Source organism: Pseudomonas sp. 2hn, assembly GCF_019646095.1.
Lineage (GTDB): Bacteria > Pseudomonadota > Gammaproteobacteria > Pseudomonadales > Pseudomonadaceae > Aquipseudomonas > Aquipseudomonas peradeniyensis.
On record NZ_CP081016.1, the window covers coordinates 3,216,941 to 3,234,476 of the forward strand.

A 17,536-nucleotide genomic window follows, 5' to 3' on the forward strand; every position below is an offset into this window, starting at 1 on the left:
AGCCCGCCATGTCATTGCCCAAGAATGTCCGCCTGGTCGAAGTCGGCCCGCGCGACGGCCTGCAGAACGAAGCCCAGCCCATCAGCGTCGCCGACAAGGTGCGACTGGTGGACGACCTCACCGATGCCGGTCTCGGTTACATCGAGGTGGGCAGTTTCGTCTCGCCCAAGTGGGTGCCGCAGATGGCCGGTTCCGCCGAGGTGTTCGCCGGTATCCGCCAGCGCGAAGGCGTCACCTATGCGGCCCTGGCACCCAACCTGCGCGGTTTCGAGGATGCCCTGGCCGCCGGGGTGAAGGAAGTGGCGGTGTTCGCGGCGGCCTCGGAAGCCTTCTCGCAGCGCAACATCAACTGCTCGATCAATGACAGCCTCAAGCGCTTCGAGCCGATCATGGACGCCGCCCGCAGCCAGGGTGTGCGGGTGCGCGGCTATGTGTCCTGCGTGCTCGGCTGCCCCTACGAGGGGCGTATCAGCGCCGAGCAGGTCGCGCCGGTGGCCCGCGCCCTGCACGACATGGGCTGCTACGAGGTGTCGTTGGGTGACACCATCGGTACCGGCACCGCCGGTGACACCCGCCGCCTGTTCGAGGTGGTCGCGGCCCAGGTACCCCGCGAGCAGCTGGCCGGGCACTTCCACGACACCTACGGCCAGGCCCTGGCCAACGTCTATGCCGGCCTGCTGGAGGGCATCAGCGTGTTCGACAGCTCGGTGGCGGGCCTGGGCGGTTGCCCGTACGCCAAGGGTGCCACCGGTAACGTCGCCAGCGAGGACGTGGTGTACCTGATGCAGGGGCTGGGCATCGAGACCGGGATCGACCTGGACAAGCTGATCGCCGCCGGCCTGCGCATCAGCGAAGTGCTGGGGCGCGCCACCGGTTCGCGGGTGGCGCGGGCACGTGGCGTGCGCTGAGTCATACGCGTGTCACACAGGTGTGGGCGGAGTGTTACCGCCTACACGCATTGCAGAAAAAAATCGGGTAACAGGGAAACAAATCGACAGATTCTCACGTGTCAGTTTTTCCTAAAAATCATCAAGTCGTTGATTTTAAAGGCTTTTAAAAAGTTGGCACGCCACCTGCTATATCTTTTGGCATAACAAGAACAAAAAACGCGATACCCAATAAAAACAACAGTAAACGGCTCTGACATAACAAGAACAACACGGCAGAGGCGTAGCAAGCAGATTTTTTTGGAGTCGACGTGCTTTCCAGGGGTCCCGACCCCGCAGCCTGACACAGAACAATAAAACTACCTCCAAGGTAGCGGCAGTCAAGGTTGGATCACGTTGGATGAACGCAGGTCAGCGCTCAAAAAAATACGTTTGCTCTTGGCCCCGGTTGGGGGCCCCGCAATGCAGAGACAATCGCCGACAAAAACAACAACAGGCCCGTCTCCAATAATAAGAAAAGAGCAGGCAACAACGCTTATGAGGGGAGCTTCGGCTCCCCTCAGTGCTTCCTGCCCTCCTCGTCCTCCCCATCCTTCCTCTCCCGCGCCTCGCCCTCGATCTTGTCCACCAGCAGCGGCATGCTGGCCAGTACCAGCAGCGCCAGCACGGTGCTGACCAACGCCGTGGCCTCGCGCCCCATGCCTGCGGCGGTGCCGATGGCTGCGGTCATCCACAGCCCGGCGGCCGTGGTCAGGCCCTTGACGTGGCTGGTGTCCTGGCCGCTGCCCTTGAGAATCGTGCCCGCTCCGAGAAAGCCGATGCCGGCGACGATACCCTGGATCACCCGGCTCAACGCCTGCTCGTCGGCGCCGGCCATGCTCGGCGCCAGCACGAACAACGCCGCCCCCATCGACACCAGCATGTGCGTGCGCACCCCCGCGGCCTTGCCCTTGCTCTCGCGCTCGAAGCCCAGCACCGCTCCCAGCAGGGCAGCCATCAGCAGGCGGATCAAGATACGGGCGACCTCGCGCTCGTCGGTGACATCGGCGAACTCGGCCTGCAAGGCCTCGAGCATCGAGTGCCAGAATGTTTCCATCGGTTGCCTCCCGATTTGTTCTACAGATGACCACGGCACGCGCACCGCGTGCCTTGCACCCTGCCAAACGGAACCACGCAGCCTGAGGCCGAGGTGCGGTGGATAGCCGCAGGCATCTGCGACTAGGCGCTCAATGCTGCGTAATACAGGGCCTGAGAAAAGATCAAAAGCATCTGATATGGTTTTTCTCTCAATATCTGGGCCTGTGCTGAAAACAGATCGAGGGCCATAGTGCCCTGGCCTGATCGAGGCCTGATGAGCGATGAACCATGAGCGATAGAATCCCCTTCCGAGTCATCGAGATTGCCCCCGCCACCCACAAGAGCAAAAGCCAGGTGACCGGCGACATTCACACCCGCAGCTTCACCGGCTTCTACCGCAACCTGCGGATCGCCTTTGCCGGCTTGCTGTTCGTACTGTTCTTCGGCACCGCCTGGTTGCAGTGGGGCGACCGCCAGGCCGTGCTCTGGGACCTGGCCGAAAGCAAATTCCACATCTTCGGCGCGACCTTCTGGCCGCAGGACTTCATCCTGCTGTCGGCGCTGCTTATCATCTGCGCCTTCGGCCTGTTCGCCATCACGGTGTTCGCCGGGCGTGTCTGGTGCGGCTACAGCTGCCCGCAGAGCACCTGGACCTGGCTGTTCATGTGGTGCGAGAAGATCACCGAAGGCGACCGCAACCAGCGCATCAAGCTGGCCGCCGCACCCTGGGGCGTCGAGAAGATCGCCCGGCGCGGCCTCAAGCACGGCCTGTGGCTGGCCATCGGCCTGCTCACCGGCCTGACCTTCGTCGGCTACTTCACCCCGATCCGTCCACTGGCCGCCGAGCTGTTCAGCTTCGAGCTGGGTGGCGTGGCGCTGTTCTGGATCCTGTTCTTCACCGGTGCCACTTACCTCAACGCCGGCTGGCTGCGCGAAGCGGTGTGCATGCACATGTGCCCCTATGCGCGGTTCCAGAGCGTGATGTTCGACAAGGACACCCTGGCGGTGGCCTACGACCCTAGCCGCGGCGAAGCCCGTGGCCCGCGCAAGAAAGGCAGCGACCCGCGCAGCCAGGGCCTGGGCGACTGCATCGACTGCACCCTGTGCGTGCAGGTCTGCCCCACCGGCATCGATATCCGCGAGGGTCTGCAGATGGCCTGCATCGGCTGCGCCGCCTGTATCGACGCCTGCGACGGGGTGATGGACAAGATGGGCTATGCCCGCGGCCTGATCGGCTACAAGTCCGAGCATAACCTGCAAGGCGGCAAGACCCACTGGCTGCGCCCTCGCCTGCTGGGCTACGCCGCCGCGCTGACGGTGATGATCGGCGCCCTGGTGGTCGCCCTGCAGATGCGCCCGATGGTGTCGATGGATGTGATCAAGGACCGTGGCCTGTTCCGCGAGAACGCCCTGGGCCAGATCGAGAACATCTACCTGCTCAAGATCATCAACAAGACCCAGGAAGCGCAGCACTATCGCCTGCGCCTGGTGGATGCCGACGGCTTCGAGCTGCACGGGCGCACCGAGTTCACCATCGCCGCCGGCGAGATGAGTGAGCTGCCGGTGTCGGTGGCGATGCTCGCCGACCGCCCGAGCAGCAGTTCCCAGGAGCTGACGTTCGAGATCCAGGACAGCGACCAGCCGGGCATCCGCAGCACCGCGCACAGCCGTTTCGTCGCGCCGATGAATCGCTGATCCCCTACACTGAACACCACCTTGCCTGCCCAGACGATAATGAAACGCTACGAACGATTTGCCGACGACATTGCCGAACTGATCCGCTCCGGGGTGCTCGGCCCCGGTCAGCGGGTGCCTTCGGTACGCTACGCCAGCCAGACCCACGGGGTCAGCCCGTCCACCGTGTTCCAGGCCTACTACCTGCTGGAGCGGCGCGGGCTGATCCGCGCCCGGCCGCGCTCGGGCTACTTCGTCAACGCCCATGCGCCGCGCCCGTTCAGCGAGCCGCAGCCCCAGGCGCCAGCCAGCGAATCCACCGATGTCGATGTCAGCGGCCTGGTGTTCTCGATCCTCGATTCGATCAAGGATCCGCACACCGTGCCGTTCGGCTCGGCCTTCCCCAGCCCGACCCTGTTCCCCCTGCAGCGCCTGTCACGCTCGCTGGCCAGTGCCAGCCGGGCCATGGACCCGCGCATGGTGGTCACCGACCTGTCGCCGGGCAACCCGCAACTGCGTCGGCAGATCGCCCTGCGCTACATGGTCGCCGGGCTGATGCTGCCGATGGAGGAGCTGCTGATCACCAACGGTGCGCTGGAGGCACTGAACCTGTGCCTGCAAGCCGTGACCCAGCCCGGCGACCTGGTGGCCATCGAGGCACCGGCCTTCTACGCCTGCCTGCAGGTGCTCGAACGGCTCAAGCTCAAGGCGGTGGAGATCCCTGTCCACCCGCGTGAAGGCATGGACCTAGGCGTGCTGGCCCAGACCCTGGAGAAACACCCGGTCAAGGCCGTGTGGTGCATGACCAACTTCCAGAACCCGGTGGGCGCCAGCATGCCGGAGGCCAAGAAGCAGGAACTGGTCGAGCTGCTGCGTCGCCACCAGGTGCCGCTGATCGAGGACGACGTCTACGCCGAGCTGTACTACTCGCAGCAGGCACCGAAACCGGCCAAGGCCTTCGACACCGAAGGCCTGGTGATGCACTGCGGCTCGTTCGCCAAGAGCCTGGCCCCCGGCTACCGGATCGGTTGGGTGGCGGCCGGTCGCTTCGCGCAGAAAATCGAGCGACTCAAACTGATGACCTCGCTGTGCGCCTCGATGCCGGCCCAGGCGGCGATCGCCGATTACCTGCAGCATGGTGGCTATGATCGCCACCTGCGCAAGCTGCGCTACGCCCTCGAGGGCCAGCAGGCCAACATGCTGGCCGCCATCGCCCGCCACTTCCCGGCGCAGACCCGGGTCAGCCAACCCTCCGGGGGCTACTTCCTGTGGCTGGAGCTGCCCGAGCAGATGGACGCCCTGAAGCTGTTCCACATGGCGTTGGCCCAGGGCATCAGCATCGCGCCGGGGCCGATCTTCTCGCCGACCCGGCGCTTCTGCAACTGCATCCGCCTGAACTACGGCAGCCCCTGGGGCGATGCCGCCGAGCAGGCCATGGAGACCCTGGGGCGGATCGTGCGGTCGTTTTGATGACTTGATGGCTGGGAGCATGGACCACAACTATAGTGTTACGGTCCACCGGATGGATCCAGCCTATGCCAGCCCCGTCGCCATCTTCCGAGCAGTTGCAGGCCCGTATCGAGACCCTCGAGACGCAGGTGGCCAGGCATGATCTGGAGCTAGTTTGTTTCGAGTTGTTACGCTCCTGCATGGCCGAAGGCTTCTGTGTCCTGGAACTGCTTGATGGCCCGCTAGGGCCATTGAGCGACTACCGCTATGTCCTCAGCAACGACGCCTGCCTACGCCATACAGGACATGACAAGCGGATAGGGCAGACCGTACGCGAGCTGATCCCGAACGAAGCCGATGCCTGGGTGCCGCGCTTTGCCGAGGTATTGCGCAGCGGCCAGCCGGTACGCTTCGAACAGCGCCTGAACGTCACCGACCGTTTGCTCAACGTCACCGCCTATCGCTTGGGTCCAGCCAGTGACAGACGAGTGGCCGTGCTGTTTACCGGCGTCCCGGCCAGCGAACAGGCACGCCAGCTGCTGCAAGAGCAAACAGAAAAACGCATGGACAGGGCCGAAACCAACAACAGGCTGCTCGGCGAGTTGGTGGACCACAGCCTGGCCAATGTGTTCGCTGCGGACTGTAGCTTGCGCCTGGTGGCCATCAACCGCACGGCGCGCGAAACCTTCGAGCGACTGCATGGCATTTCGCCCAAGGTTGGCGACCATGTCCATGACATCCTGGCAGGTCTGCCACAGATCATGGAAAAGCTCCAACCGATCTGGCCACGACTTATCACCGGGGAGTCTTTCGTCGAGATGGTCAGCCTGGGCACGCCTGACCAGCCCCGCCATTATGAAATGCGCTACAACCCACTGCGCGACGCCCAAGGCCAAATCCGTGGCGGCTATCTGTTCGCCTACGACATCAGCGCCCGCGTCCAGGAACAGGAGCGCCTGAGCCAGGCCGAGGAGGCCTTGCGCCAGTCACAGAAGATGGAAGCCATCGGCCAACTGACCGGCGGCATCGCCCACGACTTCAACAACCTGCTCGGCGGCATTCTCGGCGCGCTGGAACTGGCCGACAAACGCCTGACGCAGGGGCGTCAGCAGGACAGCAGGCATCTACTCGACATTGCCCGGCAGAATTCCTCACGCGCAGCTTCTCTGGTCCAGCGCCTGCTGGCTTTCGCCCGCCAGCAGGCGCTGACACCGCAACCGGTGGATGTACATCACCTGGTAGCCGGCATGCACGAGCTGATCCACAGCTCCCTGGACACCCATATAAAGTTCGTCGATGCCACCCGCGCCGGCCAATGGCTGGTCTGCGTCGATCCATCGCAGCTGGAAAGTACCCTGCTCAACCTGTGCATCAACGCCCGGGACGCCATGACGAGCGGCGGCACCCTGGGCATCAGCGCCGACAACTGCCAGCTGGATGCCGCTCAGGCGGCAGCCCTTCAGCTCGAAACCGGACAGTATCTGCACATTCAGGTCGAGGATACCGGCTGCGGCATGGCCCAGGAAATCAGCGAGCGTGCCGCCGAACCGTTCTTCACAACCAAGCCACTGGGGCAAGGCACCGGGTTGGGCCTGTCCATGGCTTATGGCTTCGTGCGCCAGTCAGCCGGCCAACTGAGCATCGACAGCTCACCAGGACGCGGCACCTGCATCCACTTGTTTTTACCACGTGCTCAAGCAGGCAGCGCAAGACAAGCAGACGATGTGCAGCAGGCGATCACACCGGCAAGGTCCAGGCAACCGCTGATCCTGCTGGTGGAAGATCAAGCGACGCTGCGCCTGGTGATACGGGAAATCCTCGAGGAACATGGCTTGCAGGTTCAGGATTTCGAGGATGGCCGCACCGCCCTGTGCGCCTTGGACGAAGGTGTTCGACCAGACTTGCTGGTGGTGGATATCGGACTCCCGGGGGATATCGACGGATACCAGGTGGCCAATGCCTGCTGGGCTACCGACGAGCATCTGCCTACCCTGTTCATCACTGGCTACGATGGTGCCATCGATACCCGCCGGATCACGGGCTCGCCGCCCATGCTCCTGCTGCACAAGCCCTTCGAACTGAAACTGCTGACCACCAGGGTGGAGGAACTGCTGAACGTCAAGCCAGGCAACCCCCATGCAAGACCTTGAGCCGCATGACTGGACAGGCACACCAGCAGACGATTAGCGTAGCTGACCCTACCTCGACGGATGCCAGCATGCCCTCGCGCGAACTGCAGTCCCTGCGCCTGGAAGTTGAACGCCTACGCCAGCGCAATGCCTTGCTGGAGGCCGAACTGACCGACCGTACCCGGCAGGATCCTGACCTGTTCCGCTTTCTCTTCGACACGATGGACGAAGGTTTCTGCGTCATCGAGTTCTTCGACGGACCGCACGGGCCGTTGAGCGACTACCTCCATATTCTCGCCAACGCCGCCTATGCCCGCCATGCAGGGATTCCCAACGTGGTCGGGCAGAAGTTGCGCGAGATGGTGCCCGACGAAGCCGACGACTGGATCGCCCGCTACGGACAGGTGCTGCGCACGGGCGAGCCCTTGCAGTTCGAGCAGGAACTCGTGGCTACCGGTCGTGTGCTGTCGGTCACCACCTTCCGGATCGAACCCGCCGAGAAAAACCAGGTGGCGGTGCTGTTCAAGGATGTCACCGAACGACGCCGCGCCGAAAACGCCCTGCAGGAACTCAACGACCACCTCGAGCAACGGGTCGCCGCCGCCCTGGCCGAACGCAGCCTGCTCGCCGAGCTGGTCGAGAACAGTGTCGCCCGGGTGCAGGTGGTAGACACCTCGCTGCGCTTTCTCGCGGTCAACGCGCGAGCGGTCAAGGATTTCGAGTACCTGTTTGGCCGCAAGATAAAGGCCGGTGACAACCTGCATGAGTGCCTGGACGGGTTCCCCGAGGAACGCGAACGATCGGTGGCATATTGGCGCAGGGCATTGTCCGGTGAAAGCTACACCGAAGTGATCGAGTATGGTCGCGGCAGCGACAAACGTCATTTCGAACTGCGCTTCACCCCCCTGCGTGACAGCGCGGGCGGAATTGTCGGTGCCTACCTGTTCGTCTACGACATCACCCGCCAGGTCGGTGAACAGAAGCGACTGCTCGAGACCGAGGAAGCACTGCGCCAGATACAGAAGATGGAAGCCGTGGGCCAGCTCACCGGCGGCATCGCCCATGACTTCAACAACCTGCTCGGCGGCATACTCGGCGCCCAGGAGTTGATACGACAACGCCTGCAAAAGGCCCGCTACGCCGATGTTCCGCCCTTGCTGAACAGCGCCTGTGAGTCCGCGCACCGGGCCGCCACACTGGTGCAGCGCCTGCTGGCATTCTCTCGCCGCCAGACCCTGCTGCCCCAGGCCACCCGGCTGAGCACACTGGTACAGGGCATGGAAGACCTGATCAGCCGCAGCGTTGGCCCGGCCATCGAGGTGAACAGCCATTTCGAACTGGAGACCGGCACGGTCTTCATCGATCCACCGCAACTGGAAAGCGCCCTGCTCAACCTGTGCATCAATGCCCGCGACGCCATGCCTGCCGGCGGTCGCATCGACCTCCACTGCGTCGCGCTGGAGGTGATGCAGGATACCGCCCAGTCGCTTGATCTCCCTCCCGGCCCCTATCTGCGCTTGAGCGTCAGCGACACTGGGCGTGGAATGCCAGCCGAGGTGCTCGACCGCGCGGTCGAACCCTTCTTTACCACCAAGCCCATGGGGCAAAGTACCGGGCTTGGACTGTCCATGGTCTATGGCTTCGTCCGTCAGTCAGGTGGGCAGCTGCAGATCTGCTCCCTGCCGGGCGAAGGGACCTGCATCCACCTCTACCTGCCCAGGCATGACGCCGCTCCCCTGCCCGCACCTGCAAAGGGCATGTCGTTACAGGCCGCGCACGGCCCCGGAAAGCGGGTATTGCTGGTCGAAGACCAGGCCGCGTTGCGCCTGGTGATCGCTGAAGTGCTCGAGGAGCTCGGCCACCAGGTCGATGGCTACGCCACCGGACCTGCGGCACTCGAGGCAGACCTGGAGTTCGACCTGCTGATCACCGACATCGGCCTGCCCGGCGGCATGAACGGCCGCCAGGTCGCCCAGGCCATGCGCGGGCGACTGCCTTCGATCCCAGTGCTGTTCATCACCGGCTACGATGCCAACGCGGTGCTTGAGGATGGGCCCCTGCCGCAAGGCATGCGTGTACTGACCAAGCCCTTTGACCTCGAAAAGCTGGTGGATCAGGTCGATCTGTTGCTGCGCGACTGACGAGCGGATCTAACGTCCGCCACTCAGGTCGATAAAGGTTCCGGTCGCATAGGACGCCTTTTCCGACAGCAACCACAGGATCGCCTCGGCCACTTCCTCAGGCTGCCCACCGCGCCCCATCGGCAAGCCTGGCTCGAGCTTGCTGACGCGGTGCGGATCGCCACTCAGGGCATGGAAGCCAGTATGTATGTAGCCCGGCCGCACGCCATTGACCCGCACGCCCTCGCCTGCTACCTCCCTGGCCAGCCCCACCGTGAAGGTGTCCAGGGCACCCTTGGAGGCGGCATAGTCGACGTACTCGTTGGGCGAACCCAGTCGCGCGGCCATCGACGACACGTTGACGATCGCCCCGCCCTGGCCGCCATGGCGGCGGGCCATGCGCAGCAAGGCGTGCTTGGCGCAGAGGATCGGGCCGACCACATTGGTCTTCATCACCTTGAGCAGGCGGAACTCGGACATGTCCTCGACACGGCTCTGCTGGCCGATGGTGCCGGCATTGTTGACCAGCGCGGTGACTGGCCCGAGTTCCTGGTCGACGCAGCGGAACAGCCGCATCACCTCGTCCTCGACGCTGGCGTCGGCGCGCACGGCGATGGCCTCGGCACCCAGTGCACGAACCTGCGCCAGCATCGCCTCGGCGGCCTGGTCGTCAGCGTGGTAATTGATGCAGATGCGGTAACCCTGTTGCGCCGCCAGCAATGCCGTGGCGGCGCCGATGCCCCGGCTGGCGCCGGTGATGACGATGACCTTGTCCATGAGTCTGCCAAGTAGCCAGGTAAAGGCCTACAAGATTAGGGGAAATGCCATCATTTGAAAACGGGGCAGGTGCTGCATGGACAGGATCATTGCTTCAATGCCCCGCCGAAGCCGGCCCGGCCTTGGCGGTAAAGGGCGGCTTGGCCAGCCACACCAGCAGGATCAGCCCGGCGAACACCCAGGTGAGCAAGGTAAAGTAGTCCACCGTCGACATCATGTACGCCTGGCTGTTGAGGATCTGCTCCAGCTTCGCGTAACCCTGCGGGCTGGCCCCGCCCAACTGCTCCAGGGTCTGCCGGGTGGCCGGATCGAAGTTGCTGATGTGCTCGCTCAGGTAGGCGTGGTGCTGGTCGGCACGACGAATCCAGATCCAGGTGGTCAGCGACGCGGCGAAACTGCCGCCCAGGGTCCGCAGGAAGGTGGCCAGCCCCGAGCCGTCGGCGATCTGGTGCGGCGGCAGGTCCGACAGCAGGATGCCCAGGGTCGGCATGAAGAACAGCGCCACGCCGATGCCCATGAACAACTGCACCAGGGCGATGTGCAGGAAGTCCACCTCGTTGGTGAAGCCGGCACGCATGTAGCAACTGGTACCGATCGCCAGGAAGGCGATGCCGGCCAGCAAGCGCAGGTCGAAGCGATGGGCGTACTGGCCGATGAAGGGCGACATGAGCACCGGCAGCAGGCCGATCGGCGCCACCGCAAGGCCCGCCCAGGTTGCGGTGTAGCCCATCTGGGTCTGCAGCCATTGCGGCAGGATCAGGTTGATGCCGAAGAATCCCGCGTAGCCCCCCACCAGCACCAGGGTGCCGATGCGGAAGTTGCGGTGCACGAACAATCGCAGGTTGACCACCGGATGGCGGTCGGTGAGCTCCCAGATGACGAACACCGCCAGGAACACCACCGAGATCAAGGTGCCGATGACGATGAACGATGACTCGAACCAGTCCAGGTCATTGCCCTTGTCCAGCACCACCTGCAACGCGCCGACCCCGACGATCAGGGTCAGCAGGCCGATGTAGTCCATCGGCTGGCGGCTGGTGACCACCGGTCGCGTGCGCATCTGCTGGCGCACCACGGCGGCGGCGAACAGGCCGATCGGTACGTTGATGAAGAAGATCCATGGCCAGCTGTAGCTGTCGGTGATCCAGCCGCCGAGGATCGGCCCGGCAATCGGCGCCACCACCGTGACCATCGCCAGCAGCGCCAGGGCCATCCCCCTTTTCGCCGGCGGGTACACGGCGATCAGCAGGGTCTGGGTCATCGGGTACAGCGGGCCGGCCACCACGCCCTGGATCACCCGGAACAGCACCAGCTCGGGCATCGACTGGGCGATGCCGCACAGGAACGAGGCCAGCACGAACAGCAGCGTGGCCCAGATGAACAGCTTCACCTCGCCGAAGCGCCGGCTGAGCCAGCCGGTCAACGGCAGGGCGATGGCGTTGCTCACCGCGAACGAGGTGATCACCCAGGTGCCCTGCTCCGAACTCACGCCGAGGTTGCCGGAAATGGTCGGCAACGCCACGTTGGCGATGGTGGTGTCGAGCACCTGCATGAAGGTCGCCAGGGACAGGCCGATGGTGGTCAGCAGCAGGCTTGGCGGGGTGAACTGCGCGGGGGCCTGCTGGCTCATCGCTGAGCCGTCTTGCCGGTGGCGCTGTTCTCGTGGATCAGCCGGGCGATCAGGTCATCGGCCTCGACCAGCTGACGGTCATACACCTGGGTGGTGTAGCTGGCCTGCTGCGGTGGCTGCTGGGCCAGGGCCGGGCCGCTCTGGTCGTGCAGGTCGACCTCGGTGACCGTGGACAGGCCGATGCGCAGCGGGTGTTTCTTCAGTTGCTCGGGATCCAGGTGGATGCGTACCGGCACGCGCTGGACGATCTTGATCCAGTTGCCGGTGGCGTTCTGTGCCGGCAACAGGGCGAAGGCGCTACCGGTGCCCGCGCCGAGGCTGTCGACGGTGCCGGTGTACCTGACTTCGCTGCCGTACAGGTCGGCGGTAATCTCGACCGGCTGGCCGATGCGCATGTCACGCAGCTGGGTTTCCTTGAAGTTGGCGTCGATCCACACCTCGTCCAGCGGGATCACCGCCATGGTCGTCGTGCCCGGTTGCAGGCGCTGGCCCAGTTGCACGGTGCGTTTGGCGACATAGCCGGTCACCGGTGCCACCAGCGTGGTCCGGGCATGGTCGAGGTAGGCCTGGCGCAGGTCTGCTGCGGCGGCCATCACCTCCGGATGCGAGGACACCACGGTGTCGTCGACCAGCGCGGTGCTAGTGTTGAGTTGCTGGCGGGCGCTGTTGACGGCAGCCTGGGCCACGGTCAGGTCATCGCGGGAGTGGGCCACTTCCTCGGCGGCGATGGCGCCGCTGTCGGCCAGCACCTTGCGTCGGTTGTAGTCCTGCTGGGCCTTCTGCAGCTCGGCCTGGCGGGTCTGCAGTTGCGCCTTGAGCGAGTCGACATTGCTGTACAGCCCGCGTACCTGGCGTACGGTACGCGCCAGCTTGGCCTCGGCGGACTGCAGGGCGACTTCGCTGTCGGCGGGGTCGAATTGCAGCAGCACCTGGCCGGCATGGACCAGGTCGCCGTCATCGGCGCCGATGCTGGTGACGGTGCCGGTCACCAGCGGGGTGATCTCCACGACGTTGCCGTTGACGTAGGCATCGTCGGTGCTTTCGTGCCAGCGCCCGACCAGGCTGTACCAGGCCCAGGTGCCCGCACCGGCGAGGATCAGGATAAGCAACAGGGCGAGCAGCCAGACCTTGCGCTTGCGCGTGTTGTCGGGCGCGGCGGCCGGGGTGGAGGTGTCAGCGGGAGTGGCCATGACAATACCTTGGAAGATGCGTGACAGGGTTCAACGATCGCCGAAGCGGCGGATCGTCAGGGGGTCGCCGGCGTTGATCAGGACCTTGGCGAGCAGTTGCTCGAGGGTCTTGAGTTCCTCGGGCTGCAGCACGCCGACCAGTTCGTTCATCGCCGCCGCGCCGACCTGCGGCAAGCGGTCGGCCAGGCGCTGGCCATCGGCGGTCAGGGCCAGGCGCACCTGGCGGCGGTCGTCGGGGCAGCGATTGCGCAGGATCAGGCCCTTCTGCTCGAGGCGATCGAGCATGCGGGTCATCGAGCCGCTGTCCAGGCCCAGGTAGCGGCACAGTTCGGCCGGGGTGTCGACCTGGTACTGGGTGACGATGATCAGCACCTTGAACTGGGCGGCGGTGACGCCATCGGCCTCGAGGTGCCAGTCAAGGATGCGGTCCTTGAGCAGCGCGGCGCGGCCAAGCAGCATGCCGATGGCGCAGGTCTGGAAGTTTTCCGGGGTGAAATGGGACATCGGGGTCTGCTCGAGGAATTGTGTGAAAATATTACTGCTTAGGCAGTGAATGTCAAAGCTTTGATTAGGGGGCTAAATAAAAATCCTGGTCTTTGCCTCCAGGGCATCACGATCATTGCACCGATGCAAAGACCCGACTGCGTCGTTAAATATTATTGACCAAAGCCTCGCCAAACCCTTGTCACCAAAGGCCTTGACGACCCAGACCCCCCGAAAACAGGCGCCTGGACACCCCGCCACTCGTTTGACATATCGAACGGCTCTGGCAAGCTATGAGTCAGGCCCCGACCGACATCGCCTGCAAGGCGAGCCGGCAGTGCTCGGGGCTCCAGGCAGCACTCAAGGCCCCGGCCGTGCGCCTGCACAACAACGACAGGCATGACCTGTCTCAAGGTGACATATGTCCAACAGCAACATTGGCAACAAGCAAGCCTCCCTGCGCAAACCCGTCGTCCTGATGACCATGGGCAGCCAAGAGCGCAAAGGCCATGACTATCAGGTCATGACCCACAAATACATCACCCCGCTGGTCGATTTCGCCGGTTGCGTCCCGGTCCTGGTGCCCACCTGCTGTGGCGTCGAAGACCTCGAGACCTACCTGGACATGGCCGACGGCGTCTACCTGACCGGTGCCGGCAGCAACATCGACCCGACCCTCTACGGCCAGGAAAACCAGACCCCCGGCAAGGGCCAGGACAAGGACCGCGACCTGTTCGACATGCCGCTGGTCAAGGCTGCGATCAAGCGCGGCCTGCCGATCTTCGGCATCTGCCGCGGCATGCAGGAAATCAACGTGGCCCTGGGCGGTGACATCTACCAGAAGGTCTACGCCGAGCCCGGCTTCAACGACCACCGGGAAAACCCGGAAGATCCGGTCGAAGTCCAGTACGCCCCGGTGCACAGCGTGAAGATCAAGCCAGGCAGCTGGCTGCGCGATACCCTGGGCACCGACGAGATCCGCGTCAACTCGCTGCACGGCCAGGGCCTGCGTAACCTGGGTGCCGGCATCGAGCCGATCGCCCATGCCGAAGACGGCCTGGTCGAGGCAATCCACGCCCCGAGCCTCTCGCCCTTCCTGTTCGCGGTGCAGTGGCACCCGGAGTGGCAAGCGGCGAAGAACCCCGACTCGATCAAGATGTTCCAGGCCTTCGGCGACGCCTGCCGCGCCCAGGTCCGCAAGTCCCAGGTCAAGCACCACCAGGCTGCCTGATCCACTGAAGCTTCGTTAGCTTTGATCGCGGGGCGGTGCAATACCGCCCCCGTTTCCCCGGTCACCCTCTGCTGGTCCCAGAACACTTCCCGTGGAAGCGGGCGGCGGGCTTGTGCCTGTCTCCGCGATCTTTTTTTCTTCCCCCGAAAGTCATACGACAACCCTCCTCTGCCGAATTGTCGGGTTTACGCGCCCCCTGTAGGAGCGGCCTTGTGCCGCGAAAGGGTCGCAAAGCGGCCCCGGCGATCGTGGGTCAACGCCGAAATCCCGGGGCCGCTGCGCGGCCCTTTCGCGGCACAAGGCCGCTCCTACAGGGGTTGGCACTGTCATGGTGGGTGGATTCAAATTTTCTGTCGCGAGGGACTAGTCACGATTCAAGTTGTACGATAACTTACCTCTCACCTTGGTTCCCCCTCCTCCAAGCGCCACAGGATGCCTACAACAATGACCCCACAAGAACTGCAATCCATCCTCTCCCACGGCCTGCTGTCGTTCCCCGTCACCGACTTCGACGCCCACGGCGACTTCAACCCGGCCGGCTACGTCAAGCGCCTGGAATGGCTCGCCCCCTACGGCGCCAGCGCGCTGTTCGCCGCCGGCGGCACCGGCGAGTTCTTCTCCCTGGCCGCCAGCGAGTACGGCCAGGTGATCAAGACCGCCGTCGACACCTGCGCCACGTCGGTGCCGATCCTCGCCGGCGTCGGCGGCTCGACCCGCCAGGCCATCGAATACGCCAAGGAGGCTGAACGCCTCGGCGCCAAGGGCCTGCTGCTGCTGCCCCACTACCTCACCGAAGCCAGCCAGGACGGCGTCGCCGCCCATGTCGAGGCAGTGTGCAAGGCGGTGAACATCGGCGTGGTGGTATACAACCGCAACGTCTGCCGGCTGAACGCCGACTTGCTGGAACGCCTGGCCGAGCGCTGCCCGAACCTGATCGGCTACAAGGACGGCCTGGGCGACATCGAGCTGATGGTGTCGATTCGTCGCCGCCTGGGTGATCGCTTCAGCTACCTGGGTGGCCTGCCCACCGCCGAGGTGTATGCTGCGGCGTACAAGGCCCTGGGCGTGCCGGTGTACTCCTCGGCGGTGTTCAACTTCGTGCCGAAGACGGCGATGGACTTCTACCACGCCATCGCCCGCGACGATCACGCCACCGTGGCCAAGCTGATCGACGACTTCTTCCTGCCGTATCTGGACATCCGCAACCGCAAGGCCGGTTACGCCGTGAGCATCGTCAAGGCCGGGGCGAAGCTCGCCGGCTACGACGCCGGCCCCGTGCGCACGCCGCTGACCGACCTGACCGCGCAGGAGTACGAGATGCTCGCCGCGCTGATGGACAAGATGGGCCCGCAATAAGCGAACGCCCTGCGGCCTGCCGATGCCGCCGCCGGAGCAGGGCCACCCTGCTCCGGCCCACAACCGATCCCCGTATAAAAATAATGAGTGGGAGTAACCAGCATGCAAGCGACGAAAAAGACGCATGTGCGCTACCTGATCCTGTTGATGCTGTTCCTGGTGACCACCATCAACTACGCCGACCGCGCCACCATCGCCATCGCCGGCTCCAGCCTGCAGAAGGACCTGGGCATCGACGCGGTCACCCTCGGCTACATCTTCTCCGCCTTCGGCTGGGCCTACGTGGCCGGGCAGATCCCCGGCGGCTGGCTGCTCGACCGCTTCGGCTCGAAGAACGTCTACGCCTTCAGCATCTTCACCTGGTCGCTGTTCACCCTGCTGCAAGGCTTCGTCGGCGGCCTGCCGGTGGCCTGGGCAGTGGTCACCCTGTTCACCCTGCGCTTTCTGGTCGGCTTCGCCGAAGCGCCGTCGTTCCCCGGTAACGCCCGGATCGTCGCGGCCTGGTTCCCGACGCAAGAGCGCGGCACCGCCTCGGCGATCTTCAACTCGGCGCAGTACTTCGCCACCGCGCTGTTCGCGCCAATCATGGGCTGGATCGTCTTCACCTTCGGCTGGGAACATGTGTTCGTGGTGATGGGCGCGCTGGGCATCGTGTTCTCGGCGGTCTGGCTGAAGACCATCTACAACCCGCGCCAGCACCCGCGCATCGGTGCCGCCGAGCTCGAGCACATCGAACAGAACGGCGGCCTGGTGGACATGGACCAGAAGCGCGGCAACGATGGCCCGAAATGGGGCTATATCAAGCAGCTGCTGACCAGCCGCATGCTGCTGGGCGTCTACCTGGGCCAGTACTGCATCAACGCCATCACCTACTTCTTCCTCACCTGGTTCCCGGTGTACCTGGTGCAGGAGCGCGGCATGACCATCCTCAAGGCCGGCTTCATCGCCTCGCTGCCGGCGGTATGCGGCTTCATCGGCGGCGTACTCGGCGGCGTGCTGTCGGACTGGTTGCTGCGCCGCGGCAACTCGCTGACCTTCTCGCGCAAGCTGCCGATCGTCTGCGGCCTGCTGCTGTCGACCACCATGGTCTTCTGCAACTACGTCGAGGCCGAATGGATGGTGGTCGGCTTCATGACCCTGGCGTTCTTCGGCAAGGGCATCGGCGCGCTGGGCTGGGCAGTGGTCGCCGACACCTCGCCCAAGCAGATCGCCGGGCTGTCGGGCGGGTTGTTCAACACCTTCGGCAATATCGCCTCGATCACCACGCCGATCGTCATCGGCTACATCATCAGCGCCACCGGCTCGTTCAAGTGGGCGCTGGTGTATGTGGGCGCCAACGCCCTGGTGGCAGTGTTCAGCTACCTGGTGATCGTCGGTCCGATCAAGCGTATCGAGCTCAAGGACGACCCGAAGCAAGAAGCGGCACCCACCGCTGAGCTTGCCACTTCGCGGCATTGAGTGAAACACGCCGGCGCCCTGTCCGGGTGCCGGCTGGCTTACAAGAAGCCTGAAAGAAACGACAAGAAGGGCCTG

The 17,536-nt window shown here is 64.3% G+C and carries 13 protein-coding genes; 8 read left to right on the forward strand and 5 right to left on the reverse strand.

The annotated features are described in order from the left end of the window. Positions 1-8: 8 nt before the first annotated feature. Positions 9-908: a hydroxymethylglutaryl-CoA lyase gene (locus K2O50_RS14500; RefSeq protein ID WP_050705320.1), complete on the forward strand. Its 900-nt coding sequence runs from the start codon at positions 9-11 to the stop codon at positions 906-908. A 538-nt stretch (positions 909-1,446) separates the two neighbouring features. Here the strand turns inward: K2O50_RS14500 and K2O50_RS14505 are convergent. Continuing rightward, a complete protein-coding gene (locus K2O50_RS14505) occupies positions 1,447-1,983 on the reverse strand; it encodes an MgtC/SapB family protein (RefSeq protein ID WP_050705319.1) in 537 nt (178 codons plus the stop codon). 269 nt (positions 1,984-2,252) lie between these two features. On the opposite strand from K2O50_RS14505, the gene ccoG reads away from it, so the two are divergent. From ccoG to K2O50_RS14525, 4 genes are all read left to right on the forward strand, one after another. Continuing rightward, complete coding sequence (gene ccoG / locus K2O50_RS14510; protein ID WP_050705318.1) at positions 2,253-3,659, forward strand: cytochrome c oxidase accessory protein CcoG; 1,407 nt, start codon at positions 2,253-2,255, stop codon at positions 3,657-3,659. A gap of 39 nt (positions 3,660-3,698) precedes the next feature. Then, positions 3,699-5,108: a GntR family transcriptional regulator MpaR gene (mapR, locus tag K2O50_RS14515; protein ID WP_050705317.1), complete on the forward strand. Its 1,410-nt coding sequence runs from the start codon at positions 3,699-3,701 to the stop codon at positions 5,106-5,108. A 65-nt stretch (positions 5,109-5,173) separates the two neighbouring features. Continuing rightward, positions 5,174-7,237 (forward strand): PAS domain-containing sensor histidine kinase, encoded by a 2,064-nt coding sequence (locus K2O50_RS14520; protein ID WP_052896467.1) that lies wholly within the window; start codon positions 5,174-5,176, stop codon positions 7,235-7,237. A gap of 68 nt (positions 7,238-7,305) precedes the next feature. Continuing rightward, positions 7,306-9,357 carry a PAS domain-containing sensor histidine kinase gene (locus tag K2O50_RS14525; protein ID WP_050705316.1) on the forward strand — a complete coding sequence of 684 codons (2,052 nt, stop codon included), beginning with the start codon at positions 7,306-7,308 and terminating at the stop codon, positions 9,355-9,357. Positions 9,358-9,366: 9 nt separating this feature from the next. Here K2O50_RS14525 and K2O50_RS14530 read toward each other — a convergent pair whose 3' ends face one another. The 4 genes from K2O50_RS14530 to K2O50_RS14545 form a co-directional block, all read right to left on the reverse strand. Next, positions 9,367-10,113 (reverse strand): SDR family oxidoreductase, encoded by a 747-nt coding sequence (locus tag K2O50_RS14530; RefSeq protein WP_050705315.1) that lies wholly within the window; start codon positions 10,111-10,113, stop codon positions 9,367-9,369. 94 nt (positions 10,114-10,207) lie between these two features. Further along, the gene (locus tag K2O50_RS14535; RefSeq protein ID WP_050705314.1) at positions 10,208-11,743 is read right to left on the reverse strand and encodes a DHA2 family efflux MFS transporter permease subunit; all 1,536 of its coding nucleotides are present in this window, start codon (positions 11,741-11,743) and stop codon (positions 10,208-10,210) included. Continuing rightward, positions 11,740-12,933, reverse strand: coding sequence for an HlyD family efflux transporter periplasmic adaptor subunit (locus K2O50_RS14540; RefSeq protein ID WP_050705313.1), 1,194 nt, complete (start codon positions 12,931-12,933; stop codon positions 11,740-11,742). The genes K2O50_RS14535 and K2O50_RS14540 overlap by 4 nt, the downstream gene beginning before the upstream one ends. A 30-nt stretch (positions 12,934-12,963) precedes the next feature. Continuing rightward, complete coding sequence (locus K2O50_RS14545) at positions 12,964-13,437, reverse strand: MarR family winged helix-turn-helix transcriptional regulator (protein WP_050705312.1); 474 nt, start codon at positions 13,435-13,437, stop codon at positions 12,964-12,966. A gap of 400 nt (positions 13,438-13,837) precedes the next feature. Between K2O50_RS14545 and K2O50_RS14550 the strand changes: the two genes are divergently transcribed. The 3 genes from K2O50_RS14550 (at position 13,838) to K2O50_RS14560 (ending at position 17,461) form a co-directional block, all read left to right on the forward strand. Next, complete coding sequence (locus tag K2O50_RS14550) at positions 13,838-14,647, forward strand: gamma-glutamyl-gamma-aminobutyrate hydrolase family protein (protein ID WP_050705311.1); 810 nt, start codon at positions 13,838-13,840, stop codon at positions 14,645-14,647. Positions 14,648-15,091: 444 nt separating this feature from the next. Then, entirely contained in the window at positions 15,092-16,003 is a 912-nt protein-coding gene (gene kdgD / locus K2O50_RS14555; RefSeq protein ID WP_050705310.1) for a 5-dehydro-4-deoxyglucarate dehydratase, read from the forward strand. Positions 16,004-16,105: 102 nt separating this feature from the next. After that, positions 16,106-17,461 carry an MFS transporter gene (locus K2O50_RS14560; RefSeq protein WP_050705309.1) on the forward strand — a complete coding sequence of 452 codons (1,356 nt, stop codon included), beginning with the start codon at positions 16,106-16,108 and terminating at the stop codon, positions 17,459-17,461. Positions 17,462-17,536 lie beyond the last annotated feature (75 nt).